The sequence below is a fragment of the Xinfangfangia pollutisoli genome, from assembly GCF_020179405.1.
GTDB lineage: Bacteria > Pseudomonadota > Alphaproteobacteria > Rhodobacterales > Rhodobacteraceae > Pseudogemmobacter > Pseudogemmobacter pollutisoli.
In genome coordinates this window covers 1-15,135 of sequence record NZ_JAICBZ010000087.1, presented here as the reverse complement: position 1 = coordinate 15,135, position 15,135 = coordinate 1, and the positions used below count along the sequence as shown (strand labels likewise).

The following is a 15,135-nucleotide window of genomic DNA, read 5'->3' as shown; positions in this document are numbered from 1 at the left end:
CGCGGCCCGGTCGGCGCGGCCGTCACCGCCGCCGCGACCGCCCCGGCCCTGGCCGAGGGGCAATTGCAGGTCTATGCCCGGTTCGAGGATGTGATCGACCTGATCCGCGACAAGCGCGACATGCTGCTGTTGAAGGATGTCGAGGACCAGCTGCGCCTGGTGCGCTACACGCCCGGCCGGATCGAATTCGAACCCGCCCCCGGCGCCAAGCCCGACCTGGCCGCCCGCCTGTCGCAGCGCCTGCAGGGCTGGACGGGGGCGCGCTGGGGCGTCTCGGTCGTGGCCTCGGGCGGCGCGCCGACCATCGCCGAGATGCGGGCCCGCGACGAGGATGCGGCCCGGGCCGAGGCGCTGGAACACCCGCTGGTCCAGGCGGTGATGGCGGCCTTCCCCGGCACCAAGATCGCCGAGATCCGCAATGCCGCCGCCCTGGCCGCCCGCGCCGCCGCCGAGGCCTTGCCCGAGGTCGAGGCCGAACTTGACACCGATGACGATTGGGATCCGTTCGAGGAGTAGCGCCCGCATTTTCGACGAAAATGCGCGCCCCCCGCCGCGCGCCTTGCACCAGGGCCGCGGCGTCCGTATCTCAGCAAGAAGCCGCCAAGGGAGTGCAAACGATGTTCAAGGGTCTCGGAGGCCTCGCCGGTCTGGGCGACATGGGCAAGATGATGAAGGCCGCCCAGGAAATGCAGGAAAAGATGGCCGAGCTGCAAGAGGGCCTGGCCCGCACCGTCGTCATCGGCGAATCCGGCGCGGGCCTCGTGAAGGCGCGCGCCACCGCCAAGGGCGAGGTGACCGGGCTGGACATCGACCCCTCGATCCTGGTGCCGACCGAAAAGGAAGTGCTGGAAGACCTGATCCTGGCCGCGATCAAGGATGCCCAGGCCAAGGGCGCCGCCCGTGGCGCCGAGGAAATGCGCCGGATGACCGAAGCCCTGGGCCTGCCGCCCGGCCTGAACCTGCCGTTCTGACGCCATGGCCGCGGCCGATCCGACCGGCATCCAAAGCCTGATCGACCTGATGGCCCGTCTGCCGGGCCTCGGCCCCCGCTCGGCCCGCCGCGCGGTGCTGGTCTTGCTGAAAAAGCGCGCCCAGCTGATGGCGCCGCTGGCCCAGTCCCTGGCCGAAGTGGCGCTGGCCGCGCGCGATTGCCGGATCTGCGGCAATATCTCGACCGCCGAGACCTGCCCGATCTGCACCGATCCCGCCCGCGCCACCGGCGCGCTGTGCGTGGTCGAGGATGTGGCCGACCTTTGGGCGATGGAACGCGGCGGCGCCTTCCGCGGCCGCTACCACGTTCTGGGCGGCACGCTGTCGGCGCTGGATGCCGTCGGCCCCGAGGAACTGGGCATCCCGCGCCTTCTGGGCCGGATCGGCCCCGAAGCCGTGACCGAAGTGATCCTGGCCTTGAATGCCACCGTCGATGGCCAGACCACCGCGCATTACATCGCCGATGCGCTGGCGCCTTCGGGGGTCGAGATCACCACGCTGGCCCAGGGCGTGCCGGTGGGGGGCGAGCTGGATTACCTTGACGACGGCACGATCGGCGCCGCCCTGCGCGCCCGCCGCCGGGTCTGACCCGCCCCGCCCTCTGCCGTACCGCTGGCCCGCACCCCAGCCTTCTACACCCCGCCCCGTTGCTTTTCCCGCCCGCGCCGCTTATTTCGGTCGCGACCGAAAAGGCCCGGGAAGGCACCCATCCATGAACTGGATCACCAATTACGTCCGCCCGAAGATCAACTCGCTCTTCTCGCGGCGCGAGGTTCCCGAGAACCTGTGGACCAAATGCCCCGAATGCGGGACCATGCTGTTCCATCGCGAACTGGCGCAGAACCTGCATGTCTGCTCGAATTGCGATCATCACATGACGATCAGCCCGCGCGACCGTTTCACCGCGCTGTTCGACGGCGGCATCTTCACCGAGGTGAAAGTGCCCGAGCCGGTGATCGACCCGCTGCATTTCCGCGACCAGAAGAAATATCCCGACCGGCTGAAGGCGGCGCAGAAGGCCAGCGGCGAGAAAGACGCGATGCTGGTGGCCGAGGGCGAGATCGGCCGCACCCCGATCGTCGCCGCCGCGCAGGATTTCAGCTTCATGGCCGGCTCCATGGGCATGTATGTCGGCAATGCCATCGTCGCCGCCGCCCAGCGCGCGGTGGATCGCAAGAAGCCTCTGGTGCTGTTTTCCGCCTCGGGCGGGGCGCGGATGCAGGAAGGCATGCTGTCGCTGATGCAGATGCCGCGCTCGACCGTGGCGGTGCAGATGCTGAAAGAGGCGGGCCTCCCGTATATCGTCGTCCTGACCCATCCGACCACGGGCGGCGTCACCGCCAGCTATGCGATGCTGGGCGACATCCAGATCTCCGAACCCAATGCGCAGATCGGCTTTGCCGGCGCCCGGGTGATCGAACAGACCATCCGCGAGAAACTGCCCGAAGGCTTCCAGCGCGCCGAATATCTGCTGGATCACGGCATGCTGGACCGGGTCGTGCATCGCAAGGCCCTGCGGGACGAATTGATCACGCTGGTGCGCATGCTTCAGGCGCTGCCCCCCGCGATCAAGGGCGATCTGGCCCCGCCGCCCGCCGAAGCCGCCCCCGCGCCCGCCCCTGATAGCGGAGCGAAAGGGTGACCAGCCCCGGCTCTGACGCGATCCTGTCGCGGCTGATGGGTCTGCACCCGAAGGTCATCGACCTGGTGCTGACCCGGGTGGAGACCCTGCTGGCCGCGCTCGGTCATCCCGAACGCCGCCTGCCGCGGGTCATTCATGTCGCCGGCACCAATGGCAAGGGCTCGACCCAGGCGATGATCCGCGCCGGGCTGGAAGCCGGCGGCGACCGGGTTCACGCCTATACCTCGCCGCATCTGGCGCGCTTCCACGAACGCATCCGCCTGGCGGGCGAGTTGATCCCCGAGCCGATGCTGGCCGATCTTCTGGAAGAATGCGAAGCCGCCAATGCCGGCCAGCCCATCACCTTTTTCGAGATCACCACCTGCGCGGCCTTTCTGGCCTTTTCCCGCGTGCCGGCCGACTGGACGCTGCTGGAAGTGGGCCTGGGCGGGCGGCTGGATGCGACCAATGTGGTCGACCAGCCCGCGCTGACCGTGATCACCCCGGTCTCGATCGACCACCAGCAATATCTGGGCGAGACGCTGGCCGAAATCGCCGGCGAAAAGGCCGGGATCCTGAAACGCGGCGTGCGCTGCGTGGTGGGCCCGCAAGAGGAGGACGGGCTGGCGGTGATCGAGGCCAAGGCCGCAAGGCTGGGCGCGCCGCTGTTCGTCCATGGCCAGCACTGGCATGTGGCCGAGGACCGCGGCCGGATGATCTATCAGGACGAGACCGGGCTTCTTGACCTGCCGCTGCCGAACCTGCCCGGGCCGCACCAGATCCAGAATGCCGGCGCGGCAGTGGCGGCGCTGCGGCTGCTGGGCCGAGATGCGGCGGCCTGCGAAGCGGCGGTCAGCCGCGCCGAATGGCCCGCCCGGATGCAGCGCCTGCGCCGCGGCCCCCTGGCCGAAACTGCGCCGGGCATCGAATTGTGGCTGGATGGCGGGCATAACCCCGCCGGCGGTCAGGCGGTGGCGGCCACCTTGGCCCGCCTGCCCGCGCGCGAGACGCATCTGATCTGCGGCATGCTGAACACCAAGGATGTGAAGGGCTACATGCGCCCCCTGGCGGCGCAGGCCGCCCGGCTTTGGGCGGTGTCGATCCCGGACGAGCCGAACACCCTGCCGGCCGAGGCGACGCGCGACGCGGCGCTGGCGGTGGGCCTGGCGGCAGAAGCCGCGCCCTCGGTGGCGGCGGCGCTGGCACGGATCGTCGATCAGGCCCCGCAGGCGCGGGTGCTGATCTGCGGCTCGCTGTATCTGGCCGGCCAGATCCTGCGCGACAACGGCTAAGGCTTGGACGGGGCTTCGGCCCCGCTTTCGGGCGGCTTACGGCTTCACGCCGTAGCGCGCCATGAACATCTCGACCGCGCCCTTCGCCGTCGCCTCGATCTCGGCCTCCGAGATCGTGTCGATCAGGCCGAAGATCAGCTTCTCATGCAGTTGCGCCTTGCTCAGCTGGATGAACTGCGCCGAGGCCAGATCGAAATCCTCGATCTGCAACTCGCCCTGCGCCGTCGCCTCGCGCAGGTAATCGGCCAGCTTGCGGTGAATCATCCCCGGGCCGATCTCATAGAACTGTTGCGCCAGATCGGGGAAACGCACGCCCTCGGCCACGACCAGCCGAAACATGTTGCGGCCGAATTCCGACATCATGAAGGTCACGAATTTGCGCGCGGCAAAGGCCAGCATCTCGGCCGCGGGGGCCGAAGGGTCCATCTCGGCCTCGGCCGCCTCGGTATGCCGGCGGCATTCCTCGCTGCAGATTTCGGTGAACAGCAGCCGCTTGTCGGGGAAATAGGCGTAAAGCGTCGCCTTCGACACCGCCGCCTCGCGCGCGATATCGTCAACCGAAGCGCCTTCGAACCCGTCCCGCATGAAAATGCGTCGCGCGCCGTCCAGCACCTGTTCGAACTTGCGTCCCCGGCGGATCTCGGTGTCGTCAGCTGTCTGCATCTGGATTCCTTCCCGCAATCATAACCCCGGTGCCCCGGGGCCGGCAAGGACCCTCTCCTGCCCAGGCGGTTTGACCGCCTGCACAGGGCGCAACGTCACATGCGGATTTCGCAGACCTTGGTCTGCGGCTCGGGCGTGCAGCCCTTGGTGCCTTGCGTCACCGTCGCGGTCGGAAAGGTCAGCCGCGGCAGCAGGCTGTCCATCCCCTGCGCGCCGGCGGGCAGGGCCGGCAAGGCCAGCGCAACCATCAGTGCAACAAGCGGAAGTCTACGCGGGAAAGCCATGATCCTGGTCCTTGGTTCGGGGTCTGCTCGGGGATATATGAACAGTTCAGTTCAGTTTGTACAGGCTGATTTTGAACCATACGGTTCATTTTTTCCCGCTTGCCTTTTCCGTGCCACCGAAGATATTAGAATCATTCTAGAAAGGCTTAATCATGCTGCCCTCGCTGTCGTCCCGCCGCCGGTTCTCTGACCTGTCCGAGCAGGAAATCCTGGCGCTGGCGATCTCTTCGGAAGAGGATGACGCCCGCATCTACCGCCAATATGCCGAACGGCTGCGCGCCAGCTATCCGGCCACCGCGCAGGTCTTCGACGGCATGGCCGCCGAGGAAGACGGCCACCGCCGCCAGTTGATCGACCTGCATGAAAGCCGCTTCGGCGCGGTGATCCCGCTGATCCGGCGCGAACATGTGGCGGGCTATTACGCGCGCAAGCCGGTCTGGCTGACCGCCAATCTGTCGCTTGACACCATCCGCGGCGAGGCGGCGGCGATGGAGAAAGAGGCCGAGACCTTCTATCTCCGCGCCGCCACCCGCGCGACCGACAGCGCGACGCGCAAGCTCTTGGGCGATCTGGCCGTGGCCGAGGCGCATCACGAAGAACGCGCCGCGGCGCTGGAAAGCCAGCATCTGGGCGGCGATGCGAAATCGGCCGAAGATTTCACCCAGCGCCGGCAGTTCATCCTGACCTGGGTCCAGCCGGGCCTGGCCGGGCTGATGGACGGCTCGGTCTCGACGCTGGCGCCCATCTTCGCCACCGCCTTCGCCACCCAAAGCAGCGCCACAACCCTGACCGTGGGCCTGGCCGCCGCCGTGGGGGCCGGGATCTCGATGGGCTTCACCGAGGCCGCGCATGACGATGGCGTCCTGTCGGGCCGCGGCAGCCCCTGGAAGCGCGGCCTGGCCTCGGGCCTCATGACCACACTGGGCGGCCTGGGCCATGCCCTGCCCTATCTGATCTCCGATTTCTGGACCGCCACCGTCCTCGCCATCGCCGTGGTCTTCATCGAGCTTTGGGCCATCGCCTGGATCCAGAATCGCTACATGGAAACCCCGTTCTTCCGCGCCGTCCTTCAGGTCGTGCTGGGCGGGGCGCTGGTCTTTGCCGCAGGTGCCCTTATCGGAGGCGGCTAAGACGGCGGGGGGCGGACCCCAGCCGCCCCCCGCCGGCCAATCATCTTGCCCTTGCCCGGTCCGCATGACACCAAGGCAGGGATGCTGCCGATCTTTCTCAAGACCCTGCCCTTCTTCGCCATCATCGCGCTGGGTTACGGCGCGGGCCGGCTGCGCATCTTCCCGCCCGAGGCCACCGCCTGGCTCACGAAATTCGTCTTCTACGTCGCGCTCTCGGCCATGCTGTTCCGGCTGACCGTGAACCTGTCCTTCGCCGAGATCTGGGACCCGGCCTTCGCCGCCGCCTATCTGGCCGCAACTGGCGGGCTGTATGCGCTGCAATTCGCCCTGTCGCGGCTGCGCGGCGTGTCCCTGGCCGAAGCCACGATCGAGGCGCAGGTGGGCAGCATCGGCAATACCGGCTTTCTGGGCATCCCGATGCTGGCCGTGCTGCTGGGCCCATCGTCCAACGGGCCGATCCTGATGGTGCTGACGATCGACATGTTCGTCTTCTCCTCGCTGGTGACGCTGTTGATCACCGCGGCGCGCAGCGGCCGGCTGACGCTGGGCTCGATCCGTACCCTGGCGCTGGGGCTGATCCGCAATCCGATGCTGGTCTCGATGGTCGCGGGTTTCGCCTGGGCCGGCATCGGCCTGCCCGTCCCCGCCCCCATGGCCGAGACGCTGACGCTGCTGGGCGGCGCCGCCACGCCCTGCGCGCTGTTTGCCATCGGCGCCTCGCTGGCCGGCCGCTCGGCCGAGCGTCTGGCGGTCGCGGGCTGGCTGTCCTTTTCCAAGCTGATCCTGCACCCGGCCGCCGCCGCGCTGATGGCGCTGGTGGTCTTTCCGGTCGCCCCCGCCGCCGCCGGCGCGATGATCGCCGCCGCGGCCCTTCCGGTTGCGGGAAACATCTATATTCTGGCCCAGCACTACGGGGTCGCGCCGCAGCGCGTGTCTGCCGCGATCCTGATCTCGACCGCCTGCAGCATCCTGACGGTGCCGCTGGTCATCGCCTGGGTCGCCGGCACGTAAGTCGGGGCGGATAAGTCAAGGAGTTACCCATGAAGACCCTATCGGAAAGCCGCTGCTACGGGGGCATGCAGGGCGTCTATTCGCATGCCTCGACCGCCACCGGGGGCGAGATGACCTTCGGCCTGTTCCTGCCCGCCGAGGCCGAGGAAGGCCCGGTGCCGGTGCTGTGGTATCTGTCGGGCCTGACCTGCACGCATGAGAACGCCATGGTCAAGGCCGGCGCCCAGCGCTGGGCGGCCGAGGCCGGGATCGCGCTGGTCTTCCCCGACACCTCGCCCCGCGGCGAAGGCGTGGCCAATGATCCGGCCTTCGATCTGGGCCAGGGCGCGGGCTTCTACGTCAATGCCACGCAAAAACCCTGGGCGCCGCATTTCCGCATGTGGGACTATGTCACCGACGAATTGCCCCGCCTTCTGTTCAACACCTTCCCGCTGGCCGAGGAAGCCCAGTCGATCACCGGCCATTCCATGGGCGGCCATGGCGCGCTGACCGTGGCCATGTCCTTCCCCGGCCGCTTCGCCTCGGTCTCGGCCTTCGCGCCGATCTGCCAGCCCATGGCCTCCGACTGGGGCCGCAAGCAGTTTCGCGCCTATCTGGGCCCGGATGAGCAGCTTTGGGCCGCGCATGATTCGACCGCGCTGATGCGGCGGCTGGGCTTCGATGGCCCCTTGCTGATCGACCAGGGCACTGCCGACCAGTTCATCGACCTCTTGCGCCCCGAGGCGCTGGCCGGCGCCATGACCGAACGGCGCCAGGGCGGCACCTTCCGCATGCAGAAGGGCTATGATCACAGCTATTTCTTCGTCTCCTCCTTCATCGAGGATCACGTCTCGTTCCACGCCGCGGCGCTGATGGGCTAAGGCTTGGGCAAAGGGGGGAAGATGGACGAAACCACCGGCGGATGCCTTTGTGGGGCGGTGCGGATCGTGGCGCGGGGGCGGCCCTATCGGGTCGGCCTCTGCCATTGCCTCGATTGCCGCAAGGCCCATGGCGCGCTGTTCCACGGCTCGGCCGTCTTCCCCGAAACCGCCGTCACGGTAACGGGTGAAACCCGCAGCTATCAGGGCCGCGAATTCTGCCCGACCTGCGGCGCCCATGTCCTGGGCCGCTGGGAGGATGAGGTCGGCGTGAACCTGGGCGTCTTCGACCAGACCGACCGCTTCGCGCCCACTTACGAGCTGTGGACCTGCCGGCGCGAGGCCTGGCTGCCCGCGTTTCCGCTGGCCCATCGCTACAGCCACAATCGCGAAGGCAGCGGCCGGGCCGAGGATTAGGCGCGCCCGATTCGCCATCGCCGCCGGATCGTGGTTAATTAAATCTCGGTCTTCCGCGCGTAGAGACGCAAGGAAGACGGTGGAAAGACATCGGGAAGACCATGAAACCGCGGGCCAAGACCCTGATTAACCCAGCGTTGCCAATCCCTTGCGGGGTGGCATGACGCTTTACATCGACGCCGATGCCTGCCCGGTGAAGGCCGAGGCCGAACGCGTCGCCACCCGGCACGGCATCCGCATGGTTCTGGTCTCGAATGGCGGCATCCGGCCCTCGGCCAATCCGCTGGTGGACAGCGTCTATGTCGGCGCGGGCCTGGACGAGGCCGACCGCTGGATCGCCGATCACGCCGGCCCGGGCGATGTGGTGGTGACCTCGGACATTCCCCTTGCCGCCCGGGCGCTGGAAAACGGCGCCGCGGTGCTGAAACCGGATGGAGAAGAGCTAACCCAACGAAATATCGGCACAATCCTGGCGACCCGCGATCTTATGGCCGATCTGCGCAGCGCCGATCCGTTCCGGCAGGGCGGCGGGCGGGCCTTTTCCAAGGCCGACCGCTCGCGCTTTCTGGATGTGCTGGATCGCGTTCTGCGGCGCTGACGTGTCGCTTGTGGAACAGACGCCCCGGCCGGCCCGGCGTTCTCTGGCCGCATGACGGCCCGCGACCCCTCTCCTGCCACCCCGGGCATCCTGCTGGCCATCGGCGGCTCGATCGTGATGTCGATGAACGACCTGGCGATCAAGGCGCTGTCCTCGACCTATGCGCTGCATCAGGTGATCCTCGTGCGCGCGCTGATCGGGATCTGCGTCGTCTGTGCGCTAATCCTTTACAGCAAAACGGGTTTTCGCCAATTGGCGACCCGCCGCCGCGGGGCGCATCTGATCCGGGTCAGCCTGGTGATGGTGTCGAACGTCACCTATTTCGTCGGCCTGTCGCTGATGCCCATCGCCGATGCCGTGGCCACCGCCTTCGTCGCCCCGATGTTCGTGACCCTGATGTCGGCCCTGCTTCTGGGCGAGGATGTGGGCCCCCGCCGCTGGGCCGCGGTGATCGTGGGGATGCTGGGCGTCATCGTCATGACCCGCCCCGGATCGGGCATGATCCAGCCCGCCGCGATCCTGGTGCTGATCTCGGCCTTCTGCTACGCGGGCAGCCACATGATGACCCGCCGCATGCGCGACACCGAAAGCGCCGCGGTGCTGTCCTTCTTCGTGCAGCTGGGTTTCGTCTTCGTCTCGGCCACGATGGGCCTGCTGGTGGGCGATGGCCACATGGCGCAACCCGTTGGCTCGACATGGGAATTCCTGTTCCGCCCCTGGATCGTGCCGGACGTGGGCGACCTTTGGGCCTTCGTCGCGACCGGCCTTTCCGTGGCCGTGGGCGGGCTGATGGTGGCCCAGGCCTATCGCACCACCGATGCCTCGCTGATCGCGCCCTTCGAATATGTCGGCATGCCGATGGCGATCTTCTGGGGCGTGGTCTATTTCCACAGCTGGCCCGATGAAACCGCCTGGATCGGCATTGCGCTGATCTGCGGCGCCGGGCTTTATACGCTCTGGCGCGAGACGGTGCGCGGCAAGAAAGACATCAATGTCGCCGCCCCCTCGGGCGATGTCTGACCCAAGGAGAGCCCCGATGACCCCTGAAATCGTTCCTGGATCGGCCGAAGAATTGCTGTCCTGGCAAGGACTTCTGCAGGCGTTCGAGGCCGGCCACCGCCTGCCGCAGCCCGATATCAAGGATCTGTTCTGCTATCGCGGCCCCGACACGATCCTCGATCGGGCCACCTGGATCGACGGGCTGGGCGCGCTGGTCAAGGTGGCGACCGTGGTCCCCGGCAATGGCGCCCGCGGCAAGCCCACCGTCAATGGCGCGGTGACGCTGTATGACGACGTGACCGGCGAATTGTCGGCCCTGGTCGATTTCCATCTGGTCACCAAATGGAAAACCGCCGGCGACAGCCTGCTTGCCGCCTCGAAACTGGCGCGCAAGGACAGCCGCAAGATCCTGCTGGTCGGCGCCGGCGCCGTTGCCCGCTCGATGGTGCAGGCCTATCGGTCGATCTTCTCCGATGCCGAATTCCGCATCTGGTCGCGCAGCGTCGCCTCGGCCCGCCAAATGGCCGAGCCCCTGGGGCTGGAACTGGCGCCCGATCTGGAACAGGCGGTGCCCTGGGCCGATATCATCTGCACCTGCACCATGGCGACCGAGCCCCTGGTCAAGGGCGACTGGCTGCAGCCCGGCCAGCATCTGGACCTGATCGGCGCCTATCGCCCCGACATGCGCGAGGTCGACGATGCCGCCATCGCCCGGGCCGATCTGTATGTCGATGCCCGCGCCACCACGATCCACCATATCGGCGAGATCATGAAGCCCCTGAAATCCGGCGCGATTTCCGAAGCCTCGATCCTGGCCGATTTCTACGACATACCGTCAGGCGCCTTTGCCCGCCGCTCGGATCAGGCGATCACCATTGCCAAGAATGGCGGCGGCGCCCATCTGGACCTGATGACCGCCGATTACATCCTGCGGCGCTGGCAGGCGCGCTAGGCGCCTGCAGGACGATCCCGCCCGGGCCCGCCCGGGCCCCCTCGACGCTGCGCCGGGCCGGGTGCAGAATGCCGGCATGTGGCCCCGCCTTGCGCTTCTTGCCCTTCTTCTTGCCGCCCTGCCGGCCCAGGCCGAAGACCGGCCGCAGGGCCTGCTGTGGAACCATTCCGGCCTGCCCGCCACGCTGCCGCTGCAGGTCAAGACCGCGCCCGGCGCCGATTACCTGCTGCAACTCAGCGATCCCGAAACCGGCAGGGTTCTGGTCGCGGCCTATATCCGCGGCGGCGCGCCGTTTCGCCTGCTGGTGCCGCCGGGCCGCTACCGGCTGGACTTTGCCTTCGGCCGCGACTGGCAGGGCGAAGCCGCGCTGTTCGGCCCCGAGACCGGCCATATCACCCTTGAGCCGCCGCTTGATTTCGCCGCCGGCGCGGACCGGCGCCGCGGGCATCTGATCGACCTGACCGACCCCAAGGCCGTGACGACAAAGGATTTCGCGATCTGCCAGCGCCGGGGCCTGGCGCCCGACAGCCTGTCTTTGCCGCTGCCGCCCCCCGCCCCGGGCCCGCTGAAACCCCGGCCGCAGCGCCCGCGGCCCTGGCACGCGCCGGGCTTTCCCACGCTGGACTATGACCTGACATCGCGGATCTGCGACTAAGCCGAGCCAGGCGCGCGCGCCAAGGGGCGGAATCGACCAGGGATGGGGAATGTCGGGAAATGGTCGGAGCGAGAGGATTCGAACCTCCGACCCCCTGCTCCCGAAGCAGGTGCGCTACCAGGCTGCGCTACGCTCCGACCGTGGCGGGGGGGATAGCGCCCGGCGCGGGCTTTGGCAAGGGGCGGCGACAGGCTTTGTGGCTTTTCCCGCAAGAGTTTCTGCCCGGCCGCTCTGCCCCCCCGGCGCTTAACCGCCCCGGCCGCCCGACCGGCGGTTCAGAAAGCCCATGCGCAGGATCGGCCCCGCATCCAGCCGCCAGCGATTCTGCGATACGGGCTGGTTCTGCGACACATCGGGCTGGCCCTCGCGCAAGACGATGTAAAGCCCGGATCCCACGATCACCACCGCCCCGGCCCAGGTCCACAGATCGACCGTGTCGCCGAAGAACAGCCAGCCATAGAAGGCCGCCCAAAGCAGCTGCGAATATTGCATCGGCGCGACGGTGGCCGCGGTGGCGGCGCGATAGGCCGAAATCGTCAGCAGCCCCGCCAGAACCGAAAAGACCGCGATCACCCCGTTCAGCGCCAGATCGCCCAGCGCCATCGGCCGGTAGAACCAGGGCATCAGCAGCCCCATGCACAGAACCTGCAGCATCATCGGATACAGCATCAGCACCACCGACCGCTCGTCCGAACCGATCTTGCGCACGATGATCGAACTGACGGCGCCGCAGACAGCACCCCCCATCGCCGCCAGATGGCCCAGCGACAAGGGCGCCGAGCCGGGGCGCAGCACGATCAGCACGCCGATCATCCCCACCAGCACGGCAAGGCCGCGGTGCAGCCCGACCCGCTCGCCCAGAACCGGGATCGCCAGCAGCGTGATCAACAGCGGCGTGGCGAACAGGATCGCGTAGGTCTGCGCCAGCGGCAGCTGCGAGAAGGCGAAGAAGTTCAACGAGATCGACCCGACCGCCCCCAGCCCGCGCAGCATCGACCACCAGGGATGTTTGGGGATCAGATTGCCATCGGTCTTGTCGCGCATCAGCATCAGCGTCAGCAGCGGAAAGCTGAACAGACCGACGAAGAACACGATCTGGAAGGCGCTGTAGGTTTCGCCCAGCACTTTGACGATGACGTCATGGGTCGAATAAAGCCCGAAGGCCGCAAGGGCCAGAAGCGCACCGCGCAGGGCTGAGGGCATGGCTTGATCCGTGGCGATAAGGCGCCGCAGCGCCATGTTAGCGGCATCAGTGATGCCTGAAGCCGGCGGGGGCCGCAAGCGGCATGGGCCTGCTCAGGCGGCGGGTTGCGCGGCGGGCGCGGGCAAGGCGCCAGGCCCGGACGCAGGCTCGGCTCTGGGCTCGGGCGCAGGCTCGGCTCTGGGCTCGGGCCCCGGATCAGGCGGGGTACGCGCCACCACGACGATGCCGGCCGCCGCGATCAGCGCCATGCCCAGCACCATCCGCAGCCCGATCGTCTCGTCAAAGAACAGCGCGCCGAACAGCGCGGCCCAGCCGATCTGCGAATATTGCATCGGCGCCACCACGATCGCGGGGGCACGACGGTAGGCCGCGATGATCAGCAGGATGCCCGCGATCAGCACCACCGCCATGAAGGCCGACACGCCCAGATCGGCAATCGGCATCGGCACCCAGACAAAGGGCATGGTGGCCGCGGTCACCAGAAACAGCACCAGCATCGGCCAGACCAGCAGCACCGCCGTCCGCTCGACCGCGCCGGTCTTGCGCATGATCACATAGTTCATCGCCCCCACCAGCGCCCCGCCCAGCGCCGCCGCATGGCCCCAGCCCAGCGCCGTCCGCGCCGGATCCAGCGCGATGACCACGCCCGCCAGCCCGACCAGCACCGCCAGCCCGCGCAGAAGGTCGATCCTTTCGCCCAGGAAGGGCACCGCCAGCAGGGTGATCACCAAGGGCATGCAGAAGAAGATCACATAGGCCTCGGCCAGGGGCAGCAGGGTAAAGGCCCAGACGCCCAGCACGAAATTCGCCACCGTGCCCAGGCAGCGCAGCGCCATCAGCCCCGGATGGCGCGGCCGCAGCGATCCGGGCTGAGGATCAATCAGCACATAAAGCAGCAGAAGCGGCATGCACATCGCCCCGGCGGCGGCGACGATCTGCAACGGGTGATAGCCCGCGCCCAGGAACTTGGCCGAGACATCATAGCCGCAATAGGCGCCGAAGGCGGCAAGGCCAAGCGCTGCGCCGGCAAGGGTCTGGGGACGCTGCGCCATGACGGGATCCTGTCTGGTCTCTTTGCCTGCTTGGACCAGAAAAGGGCCGGGCACGCATCCCCGCGCCCGACCCCGATTTGCCGATGCGCGACAGGCCCGCAGGCCCGCCGCCGGATGAAAGCTTAAAGCGAGGCGTTCAGCGCCGCGACGACCGCATCGCCCATCGCCGCGGTCGAGACCGGCGTGCCGCCCTCGGGGCCCATCAGATCGGCGGTGCGCAGCCCGTCGGCCAGCACCTGTTCGACCGCCTTCTCGACCCGCGTCGCATCCTCGCCCATGTCGAAGGAATAGCGCAGCGCCATGGCGAAGCTCAGGATGCAGGCGATCGGGTTGGCCTTGCCCTGGCCGGCAATGTCGGGGGCCGAACCGTGGACGGGCTCATACAGCGCCTTCGGACGGCCATTCGCCATCGGCGCGCCCAGGCTGGCCGAGGGCAGCATGCCCAAGGAGCCGGTCAGCATCGCGGCCAGATCCGACAGCAGGTCGCCGAACAGGTTGTCGGTCACGATCACGTCGAACTGCTTGGGCCAGCGGGTCAGCTGCATGGCGCCGGCATCGGCATACATGTGCGACAGCGCCACGTCGGGATATTCCTTGTCGTGGATTTCCTGCACCACGTCGCGCCACAGCACGCCCGATTCCATCACATTGGCCTTCTCCATCGAGCAGACCTTGTTGCCGCGCTTGCGGGCCAGTTCGAAGGCCGAGCGCGCGACGCGGGCGATTTCCGACTCGGTATAGCGCTGGGTGTTGATCCCCACCCGCTCATTGCCTTCGGTGAAGATGCCACGCGGTTCGCCGAAATAGACGCCCGAGGTCAGCTCGCGCACGATCATGATGTCCAGACCGGCGACCACGTCCTTCTTCAGCGACGAGAAGTCGGCCAGCGCGTCAAAGCACTGCGCGGGGCGCAGGTTGGCATAAAGGTCCATCTCCTTGCGCAGGCGCAGAAGGCCGCGCTCGGGCTTCACGCTGAAATCCAGCTTGTCGTATTTCGGCCCGCCCACGGCGCCCAGCAGCACGGCGTCCACCTCTTGGGCCTTGGCCATGGTGGCGTCGGTCAGGGGCGTGCCATGCGCGTCATAGGCGCAGCCGCCGACCAGATCTTCCGAGACGTCGAAGGTGACGCCGCGTTTTTCGCCCATCCAGGCGATGATCTTCTTCACCTCGGCCATGACTTCGGGGCCGATGCCGTCGCCGGCAAGGATGAGAAGGGAAGGATTGGCCATCGCCGCGCTCCTGCATGTATGGGTCGCGCGAGGGCCTAGCCAATGGGCGGCAGCGGGTCAAGGGGCGGGCGGCCCCGTCGGGCCGGGGTTGGGCCGCGCGCGCGGGCCGCTTTGCCGCGGCGGCCCGGCCCTGCCGTGCTTGCGCAGCGGCCCGGGGCGGCGGATAGTCGGCGGATGGAAT

General features: G+C 67.9%; 17 protein-coding genes, 1 tRNA gene and 1 pseudogene. 13 read left to right on the top strand and 6 right to left on the bottom strand.

Features of this window, described 5'->3' with window-relative positions:
* From K1Y73_RS18475 to K1Y73_RS18455, 5 genes and pseudogenes are all read left to right on the top strand, one after another.
* A pseudogene (locus tag K1Y73_RS18475) lies at positions 1-516 on the top strand (DNA polymerase III subunit gamma/tau); the annotation flags it as partial.
* Between the two features lie 101 nt (positions 517-617).
* Positions 618-971 carry a YbaB/EbfC family nucleoid-associated protein gene (locus tag K1Y73_RS18470; RefSeq protein WP_225029784.1) on the top strand — a complete coding sequence of 118 codons (354 nt, stop codon included), beginning with the start codon at positions 618-620 and terminating at the stop codon, positions 969-971.
* A 4-nt stretch (positions 972-975) separates the two neighbouring features.
* Positions 976-1,578: a recombination mediator RecR gene (gene recR / locus K1Y73_RS18465; protein WP_225029783.1), complete on the top strand. Its 603-nt coding sequence runs from the start codon at positions 976-978 to the stop codon at positions 1,576-1,578.
* Between the two features lie 124 nt (positions 1,579-1,702).
* Positions 1,703-2,632, top strand: coding sequence for an acetyl-CoA carboxylase, carboxyltransferase subunit beta (gene accD / locus K1Y73_RS18460; protein WP_225029782.1), 930 nt, complete (start codon positions 1,703-1,705; stop codon positions 2,630-2,632).
* A complete protein-coding gene (locus K1Y73_RS18455; RefSeq protein ID WP_225029781.1) occupies positions 2,629-3,903 on the top strand; it encodes a bifunctional folylpolyglutamate synthase/dihydrofolate synthase in 1,275 nt (424 codons plus the stop codon). The genes accD and K1Y73_RS18455 overlap by 4 nt, the downstream gene beginning before the upstream one ends.
* A 36-nt stretch (positions 3,904-3,939) precedes the next feature.
* Here the strand turns inward: K1Y73_RS18455 and K1Y73_RS18450 are convergent, their stop codons facing one another.
* A complete protein-coding gene (locus tag K1Y73_RS18450) occupies positions 3,940-4,566 on the bottom strand; it encodes a TetR/AcrR family transcriptional regulator (protein WP_225029780.1) in 627 nt (208 codons plus the stop codon).
* A gap of 95 nt (positions 4,567-4,661) precedes the next feature.
* The gene (locus tag K1Y73_RS18445; RefSeq protein WP_225029779.1) at positions 4,662-4,850 is read right to left on the bottom strand and encodes a hypothetical protein; all 189 of its coding nucleotides are present in this window, start codon (positions 4,848-4,850) and stop codon (positions 4,662-4,664) included.
* Between the two features lie 152 nt (positions 4,851-5,002).
* On the opposite strand from K1Y73_RS18445, the gene mbfA reads away from it, so the two are divergent.
* The 8 genes from mbfA to K1Y73_RS18405 all read left to right on the top strand — a co-directional run bounded on the left by mbfA (position 5,003) and on the right by K1Y73_RS18405 (position 11,469).
* Complete coding sequence (gene mbfA, locus K1Y73_RS18440; RefSeq protein WP_225029778.1) at positions 5,003-5,980, top strand: iron exporter MbfA; 978 nt, start codon at positions 5,003-5,005, stop codon at positions 5,978-5,980.
* 81 nt (positions 5,981-6,061) lie between these two features.
* Positions 6,062-6,991 (top strand): AEC family transporter, encoded by a 930-nt coding sequence (locus K1Y73_RS18435; protein ID WP_225029777.1) that lies wholly within the window; start codon positions 6,062-6,064, stop codon positions 6,989-6,991.
* A 29-nt stretch (positions 6,992-7,020) separates the two neighbouring features.
* The gene (gene fghA / locus K1Y73_RS18430; protein ID WP_225029776.1) at positions 7,021-7,851 is read left to right on the top strand and encodes an S-formylglutathione hydrolase; all 831 of its coding nucleotides are present in this window, start codon (positions 7,021-7,023) and stop codon (positions 7,849-7,851) included.
* A gap of 21 nt (positions 7,852-7,872) precedes the next feature.
* Positions 7,873-8,265, top strand: coding sequence for a GFA family protein (locus tag K1Y73_RS18425; RefSeq protein ID WP_225029775.1), 393 nt, complete (start codon positions 7,873-7,875; stop codon positions 8,263-8,265).
* Positions 8,266-8,425: 160 nt separating this feature from the next.
* Positions 8,426-8,863, top strand: a complete 438-nt coding sequence (locus K1Y73_RS18420; RefSeq protein ID WP_225029774.1) for a YaiI/YqxD family protein — start codon at positions 8,426-8,428, stop codon at positions 8,861-8,863.
* A 51-nt stretch (positions 8,864-8,914) separates the two neighbouring features.
* Complete coding sequence (locus K1Y73_RS18415) at positions 8,915-9,883, top strand: DMT family transporter (RefSeq protein WP_225029773.1); 969 nt, start codon at positions 8,915-8,917, stop codon at positions 9,881-9,883.
* 16 nt (positions 9,884-9,899) lie between these two features.
* Positions 9,900-10,814 carry an ornithine cyclodeaminase family protein gene (locus K1Y73_RS18410; protein WP_225029772.1) on the top strand — a complete coding sequence of 305 codons (915 nt, stop codon included), beginning with the start codon at positions 9,900-9,902 and terminating at the stop codon, positions 10,812-10,814.
* Positions 10,815-10,890: 76 nt separating this feature from the next.
* Positions 10,891-11,469 (top strand): hypothetical protein, encoded by a 579-nt coding sequence (locus K1Y73_RS18405; RefSeq protein ID WP_225029771.1) that lies wholly within the window; start codon positions 10,891-10,893, stop codon positions 11,467-11,469.
* A gap of 60 nt (positions 11,470-11,529) precedes the next feature.
* Here the strand turns inward: K1Y73_RS18405 and K1Y73_RS18400 are convergent.
* The 4 genes from K1Y73_RS18400 to leuB form a co-directional block, all read right to left on the bottom strand.
* Positions 11,530-11,606: transfer RNA gene (locus K1Y73_RS18400), tRNA-Pro, on the bottom strand.
* 109 nt (positions 11,607-11,715) lie between these two features.
* On the bottom strand, positions 11,716-12,672 hold the full coding sequence (locus K1Y73_RS18395) for a DMT family transporter (protein ID WP_225029770.1): 957 nt from the start codon (positions 12,670-12,672) through the stop codon (positions 11,716-11,718).
* 93 nt (positions 12,673-12,765) lie between these two features.
* A complete protein-coding gene (locus tag K1Y73_RS18390) occupies positions 12,766-13,725 on the bottom strand; it encodes a DMT family transporter (protein WP_225029769.1) in 960 nt (319 codons plus the stop codon).
* 122 nt (positions 13,726-13,847) lie between these two features.
* Positions 13,848-14,954, bottom strand: coding sequence for a 3-isopropylmalate dehydrogenase (gene leuB / locus K1Y73_RS18385; RefSeq protein WP_225029768.1), 1,107 nt, complete (start codon positions 14,952-14,954; stop codon positions 13,848-13,850).
* Positions 14,955-15,135 lie beyond the last annotated feature (181 nt).

Bases quoted from the DNA above. Each gene is read 5' to 3' on its own strand.
- K1Y73_RS18470 (WP_225029784.1), top strand. From the start codon at position 618: ATGTTCAAGGGTCTCGGAGGCCTCGCCGGTCTGGGCGACATGGGCAAG.
- recR (WP_225029783.1), top strand. From the start codon at position 976: ATGGCCGCGGCCGATCCGACCGGCATCCAAAGCCTGATCGACCTGATG.
- accD (WP_225029782.1), top strand. From the start codon at position 1,703: ATGAACTGGATCACCAATTACGTCCGCCCGAAGATCAACTCGCTCTTC.
- K1Y73_RS18450 (WP_225029780.1), bottom strand. From the start codon at position 4,566: ATGCAGACAGCTGACGACACCGAGATCCGCCGGGGACGCAAGTTCGAA.
- K1Y73_RS18445 (WP_225029779.1), bottom strand. From the start codon at position 4,850: ATGGCTTTCCCGCGTAGACTTCCGCTTGTTGCACTGATGGTTGCGCTG.
- mbfA (WP_225029778.1), top strand. From the start codon at position 5,003: ATGCTGCCCTCGCTGTCGTCCCGCCGCCGGTTCTCTGACCTGTCCGAG.
- K1Y73_RS18435 (WP_225029777.1), top strand. From the start codon at position 6,062: ATGCTGCCGATCTTTCTCAAGACCCTGCCCTTCTTCGCCATCATCGCG.
- fghA (WP_225029776.1), top strand. From the start codon at position 7,021: ATGAAGACCCTATCGGAAAGCCGCTGCTACGGGGGCATGCAGGGCGTC.
- K1Y73_RS18425 (WP_225029775.1), top strand. From the start codon at position 7,873: ATGGACGAAACCACCGGCGGATGCCTTTGTGGGGCGGTGCGGATCGTG.
- K1Y73_RS18420 (WP_225029774.1), top strand. From the start codon at position 8,426: ATGACGCTTTACATCGACGCCGATGCCTGCCCGGTGAAGGCCGAGGCC.
- K1Y73_RS18415 (WP_225029773.1), top strand. From the start codon at position 8,915: ATGACGGCCCGCGACCCCTCTCCTGCCACCCCGGGCATCCTGCTGGCC.
- K1Y73_RS18410 (WP_225029772.1), top strand. From the start codon at position 9,900: ATGACCCCTGAAATCGTTCCTGGATCGGCCGAAGAATTGCTGTCCTGG.
- K1Y73_RS18405 (WP_225029771.1), top strand. From the start codon at position 10,891: ATGTGGCCCCGCCTTGCGCTTCTTGCCCTTCTTCTTGCCGCCCTGCCG.
- K1Y73_RS18395 (WP_225029770.1), bottom strand. From the start codon at position 12,672: ATGCCCTCAGCCCTGCGCGGTGCGCTTCTGGCCCTTGCGGCCTTCGGG.
- K1Y73_RS18390 (WP_225029769.1), bottom strand. From the start codon at position 13,725: ATGGCGCAGCGTCCCCAGACCCTTGCCGGCGCAGCGCTTGGCCTTGCC.
- leuB (WP_225029768.1), bottom strand. From the start codon at position 14,954: ATGGCCAATCCTTCCCTTCTCATCCTTGCCGGCGACGGCATCGGCCCC.